This window comes from Streptomyces sp. NPDC041205, from assembly GCF_055591765.1.
In genome coordinates, this window is record NZ_JBVIZH010000005.1 from 399,659 (window position 1) to 413,185 (window position 13,527).

13 protein-coding genes are annotated in these 13,527 nt (G+C 70.2%); 6 read left to right on the top strand and 7 right to left on the bottom strand.

All coding sequences use genetic code 11. From position 1 onward, the window contains the following. Position 1 precedes the first annotated feature (1 nt). The 3 genes from cbiQ to ACZ6BG_RS24285 are packed head-to-tail and all read left to right on the top strand — an operon-like array spanning position 2 to position 2,823. Positions 2 to 766 carry a cobalt ECF transporter T component CbiQ gene (gene cbiQ / locus ACZ6BG_RS24275; RefSeq protein WP_469004849.1) on the top strand — a complete coding sequence of 255 codons (765 nt, stop codon included), beginning with the start codon at positions 2 to 4 and terminating at the stop codon, positions 764 to 766. Next, positions 751 to 1,524: an energy-coupling factor ABC transporter ATP-binding protein gene (locus tag ACZ6BG_RS24280; protein ID WP_469004852.1), complete on the top strand. Its 774-nt coding sequence runs from the start codon at positions 751 to 753 to the stop codon at positions 1,522 to 1,524. The genes cbiQ and ACZ6BG_RS24280 overlap by 16 nt, the downstream gene beginning before the upstream one ends. 36 nt (positions 1,525 to 1,560) lie before the next feature. After that, positions 1,561 to 2,823, top strand: coding sequence for a serine hydrolase domain-containing protein (locus ACZ6BG_RS24285; protein ID WP_469004854.1), 1,263 nt, complete (start codon positions 1,561 to 1,563; stop codon positions 2,821 to 2,823). A gap of 277 nt (positions 2,824 to 3,100) precedes the next feature. Here the strand turns inward: ACZ6BG_RS24285 and ACZ6BG_RS24290 are convergent, their stop codons facing one another. The 3 genes from ACZ6BG_RS24290 to ACZ6BG_RS24300 all read right to left on the bottom strand — a co-directional run bounded on the left by ACZ6BG_RS24290 (position 3,101) and on the right by ACZ6BG_RS24300 (position 6,204). Then, positions 3,101 to 3,553 carry a hypothetical protein gene (locus ACZ6BG_RS24290; protein WP_469004857.1) on the bottom strand — a complete coding sequence of 151 codons (453 nt, stop codon included), beginning with the start codon at positions 3,551 to 3,553 and terminating at the stop codon, positions 3,101 to 3,103. Positions 3,554 to 3,585: 32 nt separating this feature from the next. Then, positions 3,586 to 4,758, bottom strand: coding sequence for an amidase domain-containing protein (locus ACZ6BG_RS24295; RefSeq protein WP_469004859.1), 1,173 nt, complete (start codon positions 4,756 to 4,758; stop codon positions 3,586 to 3,588). A gap of 750 nt (positions 4,759 to 5,508) precedes the next feature. Next, entirely contained in the window at positions 5,509 to 6,204 is a 696-nt protein-coding gene (locus ACZ6BG_RS24300) for an ATP-binding protein (RefSeq protein ID WP_469004861.1), read from the bottom strand. Between the two features lie 111 nt (positions 6,205 to 6,315). Here ACZ6BG_RS24300 and ACZ6BG_RS24305 point away from each other — a divergent pair, with 111 nt between their 5' ends. From ACZ6BG_RS24305 to ACZ6BG_RS24315, 3 genes are all read left to right on the top strand, one after another. Then, on the top strand, positions 6,316 to 7,107 hold the full coding sequence (locus ACZ6BG_RS24305) for a helix-turn-helix domain-containing protein (RefSeq protein WP_469004863.1): 792 nt from the start codon (positions 6,316 to 6,318) through the stop codon (positions 7,105 to 7,107). Further along, positions 7,104 to 7,286, top strand: a complete 183-nt coding sequence (locus ACZ6BG_RS24310; protein ID WP_469004865.1) for a DUF397 domain-containing protein — start codon at positions 7,104 to 7,106, stop codon at positions 7,284 to 7,286. Before ACZ6BG_RS24305 ends, ACZ6BG_RS24310 begins: the two co-directional genes overlap by 4 nt. Before the next feature lie 247 nt (positions 7,287 to 7,533). After that, entirely contained in the window at positions 7,534 to 8,580 is a 1,047-nt protein-coding gene (locus ACZ6BG_RS24315; protein WP_469004868.1) for a hypothetical protein, read from the top strand. On the opposite strand, the gene ACZ6BG_RS24320 is transcribed toward ACZ6BG_RS24315, so the two are convergent. The 4 genes from ACZ6BG_RS24320 to ACZ6BG_RS24335 form a co-directional block, all read right to left on the bottom strand. Beyond that, entirely contained in the window at positions 8,498 to 9,349 is an 852-nt protein-coding gene (locus ACZ6BG_RS24320; RefSeq protein ID WP_469004869.1) for an EamA family transporter, read from the bottom strand. The two genes, ACZ6BG_RS24315 and ACZ6BG_RS24320, sit on opposite strands and share 83 nt — an antisense overlap. Continuing rightward, positions 9,346 to 9,897 carry a YbaK/EbsC family protein gene (locus ACZ6BG_RS24325; protein ID WP_469004872.1) on the bottom strand — a complete coding sequence of 184 codons (552 nt, stop codon included), beginning with the start codon at positions 9,895 to 9,897 and terminating at the stop codon, positions 9,346 to 9,348. Before ACZ6BG_RS24325 ends, ACZ6BG_RS24320 begins: the two co-directional genes overlap by 4 nt. 140 nt (positions 9,898 to 10,037) lie before the next feature. Further along, entirely contained in the window at positions 10,038 to 11,741 is a 1,704-nt protein-coding gene (locus ACZ6BG_RS24330) for a penicillin-binding transpeptidase domain-containing protein (protein WP_469004874.1), read from the bottom strand. 134 nt (positions 11,742 to 11,875) lie between these two features. Next, the gene (locus tag ACZ6BG_RS24335) at positions 11,876 to 13,519 is read right to left on the bottom strand and encodes a penicillin-binding transpeptidase domain-containing protein (RefSeq protein ID WP_469004876.1); all 1,644 of its coding nucleotides are present in this window, start codon (positions 13,517 to 13,519) and stop codon (positions 11,876 to 11,878) included. Between the last annotated feature and the right edge of the window lie 8 nt (positions 13,520 to 13,527).

Sequence of the window (13,527 nt, forward strand, 5' to 3'; positions counted from 1 at the left end):
CATGGGTGCGGGCCACGCCCACCGCCTCTACCGCCACGGCCATTCGCCGGTGCACGCCCTGCCCCCGCACACGAAGCTCACGGCCGTCTTCTGCTTCGTGGTCGTGGTGGTCTCCACGCCCCGCGAGGCGATGTGGGCGTTCGCCGCGTACGCGCTGCTGCTCGCGTCGGTGGCGTACGCGGCCCGGGTGCCCCTCCTCTTCTGGCTGAAGCGGCTGCTCATCGAGGTCCCCTTCGTGGCGTTCGCCCTGCTCCTGCCCTTCGTGGCCGAGGGCGAGCGCACCGAGTTCCTCGGGATGTCCCTGAGCGTCCACGGCCTGTGGGGCGCCTGGAACGTCCTCGCCAAGGGCACCCTCGGCGTCGCCGCGTCCGTCCTGCTCGCCGCCACGACGGAACTGCGCGAACTGCTCCTCGGCCTGCAGCGCCTGAAGCTCCCGCCGCTCCTCGTCCAGATCGCCTCCTTCATGATCCGCTACGGCGACGTCGTCACCGACGAGATGCGGCGCATGAAGATCGCGCGCGAGTCCCGCGGCTTCGAGGCGCGCGGCGTGCGCCACTGGGGCGTGCTCGCCAAGTCGGCGGGCGCGCTGTTCATCCGCTCCTACGAACGCGGCGAGCGCGTGCACCTCGCCATGGTCAGCCGCGGCTACGCGGGGTCGATGCCGGTCATCGACGAGGTGGCGGCGACCCGCGCCCAGTGGACGTACGCCCTGACCCTGCCCCTGACCGCCCTCGCCGTCTGCCTGTTGGGATGGACCCTGTCGTGACCACCGCACCGCCCGCCTCCCTGGAGGTCACCGGCCTCGCCTACGCCTACCCCGACGGCCACCAGGCCCTGTTCGGCGTCGACCTGAGCATCGCCCGCGGCGAACGCGTCGCGCTGCTCGGGCCCAACGGTGCGGGCAAGACCACCCTGGTCCTGCACCTGAACGGCATCCTCACCGCGGGCGCGGGGAGCGTCACCGTGGCCGGACTGCCCGTCGGCAAACGGCACATGGCGGAGGTCCGGCGCAAGGTCGGCATCGTCTTCCAGGACCCCGACGACCAGCTGTTCATGCCGACGGTCCGCGAGGACGTGGCCTTCGGTCCCGCGGCGGCCGGGGTGCGCGGTCCCGAACTGGAGGCGCGGGTCCTCAAGGCCCTCGGGCAGGTCGGCATGGCCGCCTACGTCGACCGGCCGCCGCACCACCTCTCCTTCGGCCAGCGCCGCCGCGTGGCCGTCGCCACCGTCCTCGCCATGGAGCCCGAGATCCTCGTCCTCGACGAGCCGTCCTCCAACCTCGACCCCGCCTCGCGCCGCGAACTCGCCGACATCCTCCGCTCCCTGGACGTCACCGTCCTCATGGTCACCCACGACCTGCCCTACGCCCTCGAACTCTGCCCCCGCGCCCTGATCCTCAGCGAGGGCGTCATCGCCGCGGACGGCCCCACCGGCGCGCTCCTCTCCGACGCCGACCTGATGAGCAGCCACCGCCTGGAACTCCCCTTCGGCTTCGATCCGAAGTCCGTACGGGAGAAGAGCTAGTGGAATCTTCGGCGGCGGGTGGCTGTTGTGCGTGACATGAGCGCTGCTGAGGTCGAGAACGCCGTCGAGAACGCCGGGGTGCACGGCACGGTGTCCGAGGGGTTCGAGCCCGTACGGGACGCCTTCGTACGCAACTTCGCCGCGCTCGGGGAGCGTGGGGCCGGGGTCGTGGTGTACCGGGACGGGCGCCCTGTGGTGGACCTGTGGGGCGGCATCAGGGACTTCGACGGGGCGGAGGCCGAGGACCGGGCCGGGGGTGCCGCGCCCTGGGAGCGGGACACCGCGCAGGTCGTCCGCTCCGCGACCAAGGGGGTCGCCGCGGCCGTCCTGCTCCTCCTCCACCAGCGCGGCGAGCTGGACCTGGACGCCCCCGTCGGCGCGTACTGGCCCGAGTACAAGGCCCACGGCAAGGACCGGACCCTCGTACGTCACGTCCTCGCCCACCGCGCGGGCGTCCCCGCCCTCGACCGCCCCCTGACCCCCGAGCAGGCCCTCGACCCCGACGTGGCTGCCGCCGCGGTCGCCGCCCAGCGCCCCTTCTGGGAGCCCGGCACCGACCACGGCTATCACGCGCACACGTACAGCTGGCTGACCGGGGAACTGGTGCGGAGGGTCACCGGGCGCTCCATACGGGACGTGATCGCTTCGGAGATCGCGGGGCCGTTGGGGCTGGATCTGTGGGTGGGGATGCCTGCGGCGGGCGGAGGGACGGCCGGGTCGGCCGGGGTGGCCGCCGCCGGGGCCGGGCGCGTGGGGCGGCTCGGGCGGCTCGATCTGCCCGCCGCCGCCCCGGGGCTCCGCACCCGCCCCAAGCCGCAGGTGTCCGACGCCTACCGGGACCCGGACTCCCTCACCCGGCGGGCCTTCGGTGTGGTCGAGCCCTTCCCCGACGAGAACTCCGCCGCGTACCACTCGGCCGTCCTCCCCGCCTCCAACGGCATCGCAACCGCCGGTGCGCTGGCCCGCTTCTACGCGTCCCTCATCGGCGAAGTGGATGGCGGCGCAAGGCTGTTCACGCCCTCCACCCTCGCCCTCGCCCGCGCCGAGGCGTCCACCGGGCCCGACCGCGTCCTCGTCGTCCACACCCGACTCGGCCTCGGCTACATGCTCCACGGCGCCGCGTCGCCCCTCCTCGCCCCCACGTCCTTCGGCCACCCCGGCCGGGGCGGCGCCCTCGCCTTCGCGGACCCCGAGTCGGGGCTCGCCTTCGGCTATGTCACGAACGGGATGGGGAAGGGAGTGACGGCGGATGCGAGGGCCCAGGCCCTGGTCCGAGCCGTCCGCACCGCCGCCGGGTAGCTCGCCCCCGATGCGGCGCTCCGCGCCTCGTCCTCAATCGCCGGACGGGCTTTCCCCCACCCGTCCCGCTCCCACCGTCACTTCGGGCGCGGGGTGTCATCGGCGGCCCGCTGTCTCCCCAGTAGCTTGGCAGCCATTGGGATTCTCAACTGGCCTGACCTGTGAGCTGATTGGCCGCATCGACAGGGCCGCACGATGTCGTGCGGCCCTGTCGATCAGGGGCGGTAGTACGTCTGCGCGACGCGATTGGATGCCGAACAGAACTCCCGCCGGGTGCTTACGACTTTGAAGTCTCTTTGTTGCTGGGCCACTCGAACAGGACGACTTGCCAGTGGCTCTGCTCGTACACCAGATCAACCCTCTCCCGCAGCGGGGGCCCTTCACTGGCAGAAGCTGTCAGGGCGACCTTGCCTAGATAGTCGCCCATTTGTTCATACTCAATGGGTGCCTTCTTGATGGTTAGCCCTTTGCCGCCCTTGGCTTGAATGATCTTGTCTGCCTGCTTCCGCGACCACGGCTTGTTGGGGGCGTCCCCTACTTCCAGGAGGCCCTTCACGTCACGATTGTTGAGGGCTTCGACGTAGCGCTTGACTGCATCCGGAGCCCCAGAGGGCGGGGAGTTCCTGCCAGGGCCGCCGCTGTCATCAGAAGCGTCCCCGGCGTCGGCGGAGCTGCAGCCCGCGGCGAGGAGCAATGCAATGGTTGCTACGAGTGTGCGTTGCCTGCTCATGGCGCCTCCAGGATCGGCCGACTGTAAGCTTCTCAGGTGCGGTGGGCGTACCACCAGGAATTGGGCCACTTGCGAAGGATCTTCTTGAGGCTCCTGTTGTGCACGTTGGGGGTGTGATAGGTGAGCCAGGCATTGCTGGGCGTTGCCTTGGTGGCGATCATTGTGTGGTCGATGTTGTTGTCCTTGTTGAAGTCCGCCTGTAGGACATCAGCTAGGGCAAGTTGTTGCACGTAGCGAAGGATGTGAGTTCTCTTGGACCACTTCTTCGCGAACCAGTACCAATTCTCGGCTCCGGCCCAGGTGTAACTTGTGTACATCGTGTGGGTCGAGCCGTAGAACCAGCTCGAATTATGCCTGCGGCGGTCTCCATTGAATTTCCAGCCGCCTGCACGCATGGCTTGAGATATGAAGTTGGTGCAGTCGCTGCCGTATCTCCGGTAGGCGTCGTTGTCGTTCTTCCAGTACTTGTTGGCGTACGAGACCATCTTGGGGTAGTTGTATCCAGCCATTGCCTGGACCGGCTTCGGATCGCCTCCCGGAGTCGGGTTGCCGGTTGGCGAAGATGTCTCGGTCTTGTCGCCTTCAGGTTCGTCAGGCGGTCCACTGTCCTCTCCCGGAACTCCCAGGTCGAGTTGAGGTTCGGCCATGTATGTACTGGGTGGCATGGAGCCAGTGTCGGCGAGGTCGGAGGCCAACCTCCAGGTGCCAGCGGTGTCACGGTTGAACGTCAGGGTGTGCTTGAGGCTGTACTCCTCGGCCTCCGGTGCCCCAGCGGCGACTTCGTCGGCCGGGTGGTAGAGCTTCGTTTCCTCAGTAACCTGCAGGCGGAATGTCGTTTCCGTCTGAGAGAAAGGTCCGTTCGGGGTGACGGTCACATCTGCGCTGACGTATCCGCCGTCGAGCTCCTTGTAGTCGGCTCCGAGGGTGGCGAGTTGCCGATACTCTGTCGCCAGCTTTTGTCCTAAAGCATCAGTGGTGGGAACGGCCATCGTGCTTATCTGCGACGGCGCCGCCTGTGATGATTTGACAGTCACCGCGGCAGCTCGTTGTTCAAGGTAGCGGTCGGTGAGTTCTACGAAGTCCCTGATCGTCGGTGCATCGGCGGCGGGTTCGTCGCTAGCGAGCGCGGAAGGCGTTGCGGCTGTGATGAGCGGCGTAAGGACTACGGCTGCCGCGAGTGTTGCGGCACATCTAGGGTGGCGCATCGATGCATCTCCTATGGCAGAAGGCTGGTAGCGGGAATAGTGGCATACGCAAATCGCCCTCCGCTTCGAGCGCTGTGAAGCAGGCTTGTTCTGAGCCTTGATTGACTGAATCCGACACAAAAGGCGGAATGACACCCCTTAGTTCGCTGTTCGGCATTCCGCTTCTGTAGGCGTCGTTCAATGGTTATGATCGCCGTTGGTGTGGCGCAAAAGATAGGCCCCTGGCCGGGGCATGAGGGCCTCTCTGCTGAGCGTTGATGCCTTTTGGATCACGCTGAGTCCCTGGTGAAGCTCCGCGCCACGTGCGAAGGATTCTCCGGTGGGGCTGCGGTATGGCCGATTCAATTTTCTGTCCGCTTCCCCCCGCTAGGTTCGGCACGCGGCATTCCGCTTCCGAGGGTGGGGGCAGCCTGCTCAACAAGAGGTGTCGGCCGCAGATTGGTGTTGCGCCCCGAGACCCTTTCCTTGGCCTGCGCAGTGCCAGGGAGAACGGCAGCGATCAAGCCGCAGGGTGATTCCGGCGGCTTGATCGCGTCGTAGTCACGGCTGTAGTGGCCGGCGGTGGAGGCCGCCGCGGCGCCCCAGAGGCTTCGAAGTACCGGGCGGTCTACGTCGCCGGGTCCAGCGTCACCTTCACGTAGTCGTGCCCCTCGAAGGGCGGGTACGGGGCGACGGTCTGGAGCCCTTGCGAAAGCGGACCGCTCGTGGGCAAGCGATCCGGATCGCGCTTTCGCGGCTGTCCGTGTGACGTCACCGTGGTCGCCCTCGGTCAGGGCCACGCCCCCGCGCGACGGCGAGTTCGAACCAGACCCTCTTGCCGATGCCCCCAGGGCGAAGTTCCGTGCCCCAGTCGTCCGACAGCGTGGCGACCAGGGTCAGGCCTCGGCCCGACTCGTCCTCCGGGCACGACTGCCTGGGCGCGGGCGGTGTCGCGTTCGCGTCCGACACGGCGATGTGGAGGAGGCCCGCCTTCAGCACGCAGCGGGTCCAGATCTCCCTGCCCGGGGAGACCTTCGCGTGCCGGTACGCGTTCGTCATCAGCTCGCTCAGGAGCAGCGTCGCCGTCTCGGTGACCTCGGGTGGCAGGTCCCACGAACTCGCCTGCTCCCGGAGGAGGGTTCGGGCCCGCCCCACGCTCCTGGCGTGGCGCGGCAGGCGCCATTCGATCTCCTGGGGGAGGGGTTCGTCGTCGCTGCCGCTCTTCTCCGGCGTGCGGCTGGCGATCTCGAATTCTCGTCGCTCCCCGGGGAGGGCCCTTCGGCAGTTCTGGCGCCTCGTCTCCCAGGAGAGGCCCGCGGGCCGGGTCACCGTCAGCACCTCCCCGTCCGCAGCCGTCACTTGGACGACGCGCCCTCGGCGCGTGTCCACGACGACGTCCCCCACGGCCGTCGCCGTGCTTGCGTCAGGAGGCTCCATGCGCTGGCGCGTCCCGCTGTCGTTGGTCATGGGTGGTACCTCGTAGGGGAGTTGGTCCTTCCGTACGACTCCCAGACTGCTCACCTGCGGGTACGTTTACCAGGAGTAGCGATTCCGGAACCGGACCGTGGAACGGGGCATATGCCAGGCGCTAACGAGCTCGATCCGGCCGAGAGCCTTGAGGCGTACATCGGGAACCAGGTCAGGGAGGCGCGCAGGGCGAAGGGCTGGTCCCAGACCGACCTCGCGGCCAAGGTGTTCAGCAACAAGAGCAGGATCTCCGAGGTGGAGAACGGGGAGGCACTGGACCACGCCCTGGCGAGCAAACTGGGCGTGGTGCTCGAACTGGGCGACTCACTGTCGGACTTGGTCAGAATCCGGGAGCAGCAGACTGTTCGCGATTACGCCAAGCCGTATCTGGCGAAGCAAGAAAAGGCGGCGCTGATCCACACCGCTGGATTCATCGTTCCTGGACTGCTTCAGACCCCTGACTATGCGCGCGAGCTGCTGCTGTCTGGGCAAGCGGGAGAAACTGCCCACCTTGACTTCTACGTGAACCAGCGCATGGCCCGACAGAAGTTGTGGGAACGCGAGAACCCGCCGTGGATGTCAGTCGTCCTGGATGAAGCCGCACTGCACCGATCGACTCAAGCGCAGCTGGAGAAGCTGCTCGCAGTCCAGGAAGCCCCCAACATCACCGTTCAGGTGCTTCCGTTCGGCGCCAGGCAGTACCTCACTGGAACGATCGCGATCCTGACGCTTCCTGAGGGGAGCAGAGGTGTGTACACGGAGGGCTTCTACACCGGCAACTATTCCGAGGAAACGGCGGAGGTCATCCGGTATCAGAAGTTCTACGATCGGGTCTCCGCCAGCGCGTTGACAGCCGAGGCGTCCACAGACCGCATAGTGCAAGCATTGAAGAGGTTCATGTGAGCGACATACCGAACTGGCACAAGTCCACCTTCAGCGGCAGCAGCACCAACGACTGCGTTGAGGTCGCCGACAACCAGCCGCTCATCCTGATCCGCGACACCAAGGACCATGCGGCCGGACTCATAGAGGTGACCCCCGCGGCCTGGGCCGCGTTCACCGGCCACGTGCGCCGAGGCTGAAGCGGACGGAGTTCGGCCCCCGAGCTTCGGGGGCCGAGATCCGAGCGCCTTTTGCAAGGATTGGGTGGTTGGGTTACCTCCCACCCACCCCTACCAACTCCCGCTCGTACCACCGCACATCACTTTTCGTGACCGACTTGCCACGCGCCGTCGCGACCCTCTAGGTTCGCGGCAACAAAGAAACGACCCCGGCAGGTGTTAGCGCACCAGACCGGGGTCTCGCCCCAAGATCGGTAAGGACGATCCCGTGGCTTACGAAGACTCTAACGCCGCCCTGCCCGCCTCCGCACACCCCATGGCCAAGCCGGGCTACGGCAAGCGATCCGCACCTGATCAAGGGCCCGCCCGCGCCCGGGACTTCGGACACCTCCCCGCCCGCGAGGCCTACCTCGCCGCCTCCGTCGACCGGCTTCCCGAAGGCGCCGCCATGGACGCCAAGACCCTCGCCAACGCCCAGCCGCTCTACGGTCAGCAGGCCGTCCGCACCGCCCTCAACGAGCTGTCGCGAGCCGGGCACCTGCGCCGCGTACGGCGCCTCGCCCAGGGTGAGGGTGACGCCGGGACCGGCACGCGTTGGGTCTTCCGCACGTACTGGACCCGTACCGCACGTGACAGCGAATGGTGGAACCGGTTCCTCGACGGTGACGCGCCCTCGCCGACCGAGGCCCGAGGCGGCGGCGCCCCCGACGACGTACCCGAAGAGCGGCACCAGCTCAGGACTCGGCCCGCGCCGCCCTCCGCCGCGTACAGCGCACTCGCCCGACTCGGCCGCACCGCGCCGCAGTTGATCCTGTCCGCCGCCGACTGTGCCGCTCTGGAGGACCTGGCCGCCGACTGGCTCGCCCGAGGTGTCACGGCCGACCACCTCACCCGGGCCCTGAGCGCGGGACTTCCCGAGCAGGTCCACGCACCCCGCGCCTTCCTCCAGCGGCGCCTCCTCGACAAGATGCCGCCCGTTCCCCCTCCGAGTACGCCACGTACACCGCACCGCACGATCATGGAGTGCACCGGCTGCGGCGTACCAGGGCGCCCGGAAGCCCTACCCGGCGGCCTCTGCCGCGCCTGCCGGGAGCCACAAGGCGCAGCAGGACCGGCAGGAGGACCCAGCGGACGCCCGCCCGTAGCCCACCCCGGACCCGCTGACGCGCACCGCGGCGCCGCCCAGGTCCGCCGCGCCCTCGCCGGGCGGGCTGTCCCACCCGCACGGGACATCACCCCGCGTGCAACATCAGGCCGATCCCCGCAACCATCACCCCCGCCGCGACGATCCGCGACCACCCGAACCTCTCCTTGAAGAAGAGCGCCCCGATCGCCGCACCGACGATGATGGAGGACTCGCGGAGGGCGGAGATGGGCGCGAGGTCGGCCCGCGTCTGGGCCCAGAGGACGAGCCCGTACGCGGCGACGGAGAGCGCGGCACCGAGGAGCCCGACGCCGGCGAACGGCCGCAGCCGGGCCCCGAGTTCCCCGCGCCACCGGTACAAGGCGTACGCGGGCACGGCGATCCCTTCGAGAATCATCAGCCAGGCGATGTACCCGAGGGACGACCCGGAGGCGCGTACCCCGAGACCGTCCACGACGGTGTACGCCGCGATGGAGACCCCGGTCGCGAGCGCCGCCCCGATCGCCGCCCAGTCGGGCCGCCGCCCGGACCCCCGGATCCCCCACACGGCGAGCCCGGTGAGCCCGGCGGAGCAGACGACGACCCCGGCGGCCTGCCACCCGCCGGGCACCTCACCGGCGAAGACGGCGGCGAGCACGGTCACGACGAGCGGCGCGCTGCCGCGGGCGATGGGGTAGGCCTGCCCGAAGTCCCCGAGCCGGAAGGACCGCATGAGCAGGACCATGTAGGCGACGTGCAGGGCGGCGGAGAGGAGGAGGTAGGGCCAGGCCCCGGCGGCGGGGAACGGGGCGAAGGGGGCGAGGAGGAGGCCGATGAGGGCGCCGCCGCCGGATATGAGGGTGAAGCCGAGGAGCTTGTCGGTGATGTGGTGGGCGATGGCGTTCCAGCTGGCGTGGGTGACGGCGGCCAGCAGGACGGCCCCCGCGACCAGCGGGGTCACTGAGCGGGACCGGAAGGACCGGACGGGTCGCCCGCGCCGGACGGCGTCTCGCGTACGTCGACCAGCGTGCCGCCCGCCTGCGCGACGAGGGTCTCGGGGTCCATCGGGAAGACGGTGTACGGCGTACCCGCGGCGGCCCACACCACGGAGTGGCCGAGCAGCGACCGATCGGCGAGCACCCGCGTCGGGTTGGCGTGCCCGAAGGGCGGGACGCCCCCGATCGCGTACCCCGTGGTCTCGCGCACGACGTCCGCCTTGGCCCGCGTGACCTTCTCCGCGCCCAGCGCCCGCCGCACCAGCTCCACGTCGACGCGCGACGAGCCGTCCATGAGGACGAGGACGGGCACCCCGTCGGCGGCGAAGATCAGCGACTTGCAGATCTGGCTGAGCTCGCAGCCGATCGCGGCGGCCGCCTCGGCCGCGGTACGGGTCTGGTCCGGGAAGCGGCGGATGCGGTCGGGCAGGTCGTCGAGGCCGAGCCCGCGCAGGGCCTCGACGAAGCGGGGGTGGGCGCCGGATGCGCCCGTGACGTTGTCCGTAGTGCTCATGCGCCGCACGCTAGCGGTACGTGTGTGGGCCACGCGACCGTGTATCGCGCGGTATCCCGGATACCGGACACGCGGGCCCCGCGAACGCCCCGGAGGCCCCGCGCCCGGACCCTCGCGCACCGGCCCCCGGGGGCTCCGTCCTACTTCCCCGCCAGGAGCATCGCCCGCACCACCGGCCCCGCCGCCTCCCCACCGTGCCCGCCGGCCTGCACGACCGCCGCCGCGGCCACGTCCCCGCGGTACGCGGTGAACCAGCCGTTGGGCTTCTTCTGGCCGTCGACCTCCGCGGAGCCGGTCTTCGCGCCGGAGTCCGCGCCGAGGCCCGCCATGGGCTTGGCGGCGGTGCCGGCGACGCCGGTGTAGTGCATGAGCTCGCGGAGGGCGGACGCCGTCCTGCCGGACATCTTGCGCGGCGCCGTGGCGAGTTCGCGGTCGTCGAGGTCGGGCGAGACCAGGTAGGGCTGGCGGAACGTGCCGGACTTCACGGTGGCGGCGACCGACGCCATGTTCAGCGGGTTCATCCGGACGCCGCCCTGGCCGATGAGCGAGGCCGCCATCTGCGCGTGGGACTGCACCGGCACGGCGCCGTCGAACGAGGAGACGCCGACGGACCAGTTGTCACGGCCGAGGCCGAACACGTCCTGGGCCTGCTTCGTCAGGTCGTCGTTCGACAGCTTCTTCGCCTGGGTGATGAAGGCCGTGTTGCAGGACCGCGCGAAGCTGGCCCGGAACGTGCCGCCCTTGATCTGGAACTTGTTGTCGTTCTGGAACTTCCAGCCGCCGTACGTCTCGTACTTCGGGCACGGGTGCTTCTTGTCGACGCCCGCGAGACGCTTCTCCAGGAGCATCGACGAGGTGATGACCTTCATCGTGGAGCCGGGCGCGAGGGAGCCCTGGAAGGCCGTGTTGAAGCCGCCGGGGTTGGAGTTGGCGACGGCGAGGATCTCGCCGGTGGACGGCCTGACCACGACGACCGAGGCCTGCTTGCGCTTCGCCGTCTGCTTCTCCGCCGCGGCCTGAGTGCGCGCGCTGATCGTCGTCTTCAGCGTGCCCGGGGTGCCGGGGGAGAGGGCGAGGAGCGTCTTGTCGGGGGTGTCCTTCGCGTCGCTCTTCCTCGCGGTGTCCTTGGCGCCCTTGGCGTCGTCGGCCGACTTCGCGTCGGCGCGCACCACCCGCAGCTCGACGCCCGCCTTGCCGCCCGCCTCCTTGCCGAACTTCTCGCGCAGGCCGTCGAGGACCGTGCCGAGGGAGGGGTACTTGGCGGCGGTCAGCGGACCGCCGTCCCGGTCCACGGCCTTGATCGGCGGAACGCCCGCCGCGCCCGTGACCAGGCGGTCGCCGTCCCGCAGTTCGGGGTGCACGACCGACGGCCGCCAGGAGACCAGGACCCGGCCGTCGGCCGCGCGGCGCGCGACGCTCAGCGCGGATTCGTACGCGTACCGCTTGTCCTTTCCCCCGTACGAGATCGTGGCCGCCGCCTTGAACGGCACCTTCGCGCTCTTGCGGGTGGCGGGCTTGCCGGGCTTCAGGCGCACCGCGGAGATCTTGGCCTCCTCGCGGTAGGCGGTGAGCGCGGCGCGGGCGGCCTTGCGGTCGTCCGTCAGGGCCGCAGCCGCGGCCACGTCGCCCTTCTCCCAGGCGGTGAGGAACGCCCGCGTGGTGGTGCGCACTTCGGCGGCGGTCGGTGGTCCCGTCGCCACCGTCTTCCCGTCGGACTTGCCGTCGCCCCCGCCGGACAGCGCGTACGCGGCGACCCCCACGCCGCACACGATCGCCACCGCCGCGCCGCCGAGCACGGCCGGGTGCGCCTTCTTGCTCTCGGTCGCACGTCTTCTCTTGCCCACAGACCCTCCGCCAATCCCCTTCGGCCCCCGCCGCGCCCAACTCACCGGTTGCCCAACCTAGCGGCACCCGCGCACCCCTTCGACCACGGCATCGCCCGCCCGGGCGACCGGGCGCCGCCGCCGTCGCCCTGCCGTCACCCACCCGCGCCCGTACGCAGCACCGCCGCCACGATCGGCCCCGCGGTGTCCCCGCCGTGCCCGCCCTCCTGGGCCATCGCGGCCACCGCCAGGTCCCCGCGGTAGCCCGCGAACCAGCTGTTGGGCCGCCGCTGGCCGTCGACCTCCGCCGACCCCGTCTTCGCGCCGATGTCCCCGCCTAGCCCCGCCATGGCCCGCGCGCCCGTGCCCGCGACCGCCGTCCGCCGCATCATCTGCCGCAGTTGGGCGACGGTGCCCGCGGACAGGCCGCGCGCGGTGGCCAGTTCCTCGCCGATGAGGGACTTCGGTACGAGGACGGGCTGGCGGAAGGAGCCCGTCATGGCCGTCGCCGTCACCGACGCCAGGTTCAGCGGGTTCAGCTGCACCTGGCCCTGGCCGATGGCGTTGGCGGCGCGGTCGGGTCCGGTGGACGCGGGCACCGCGCCGTCCGACGACGTGATGCCGGTGTGCCAGTCGTCCCGGCCGAGGCCGAAGTTGTCCTGCGCCGCCTCGGTCAGCGAGGCGTCCGTGAGCGGCTTCTCGTCGACCAGCTTCACGAACGCGGTGTTGCAGGACCGCGCGAAGCTGTCCGCGAGGGTCGCCCTGCCGTTCGGCGCCATGCCCTTGAGGTTGTGGAAGGTCTGGCTCTGCCAGATCGCCTCCGGGGTGCAGGGCGCGGGCCCGGACGCCTTCGTGACGCCCCGGTCGATGAGCATGGCCGCCGTCACGATCTTCATGGTGGAGCCGGGCGCCAGCTTGCCCTCGAAGGCCGCGTTGAACTCGTCCTCGCGGTGGTTGGCGACGGCGAGCACCTCGCCGGTGCTCGGCCTGACCGCGACCACCGACGACTCGGCGTACCGGGCCACCGCGCCCTCCGCGGCTCGCTGCGCCGCGGCGCTCAGCGTCGTCCGCAGCGTGCCGGCCCGGCCCTCGGCGAGGGTGAGCAGCGTCTTCGTACCGGCGTCGTCGTCCTCACGCCGGACGTACAGCTCGACGCCCGGTCTGCCGCCCGCCCGTTCGCCGTACTTCGAGCGGAGCTGGTCCAGGACGGGCGCGAGCGACGGATGGGCCTTCGCGGTGAGCGCCCTGCCGTCGCGGTCGACGGCCCTGATCGGCGGCGCCGCGGCCTCGCCGGTCTCCAGCGTGTCGCCCGCGCGCAGGTCCGGATGCACGACGTCCGCCCGCCAGTCCACCAGGGCCCGCCCGCTGTGGACACCCCGGACGACCTCGAAGGCGGAGGAGTACCGCAGCGGCTTGCTCTTGCCCTCGTACGCCACCGTGGCACGCACCGTGAACGGCACCCGCGTCCCGCTGATCCGGCCCGCCGTCAGCCGCACCTTCCGGATGTGCGCGTCCTCGCGATAGCCGGTCAGGGCCTCGGCGGCCACCTCCGCGTTGTCCGTGTACGCCGCCGCGCCGTCCGCGTCGCCCTTCGCCCAGGCGGCGAGGAACGCGGCGGCCGTCTCCTTGACCTCCGCGCGCGTCGGCGGCCCGCTCCCGCGCGCGGAGTTCTTCGCCGAGGACGACGAACCGCCGTCGGCGTTCACCGCGGTCACCACGTTGTACGCGCCATACCCGGAACCCCCCACCAGGACGGCGAACACCCCACCGACCAGAGCAGCCTTCGCTCCTTTGCGCATCAAGCGCT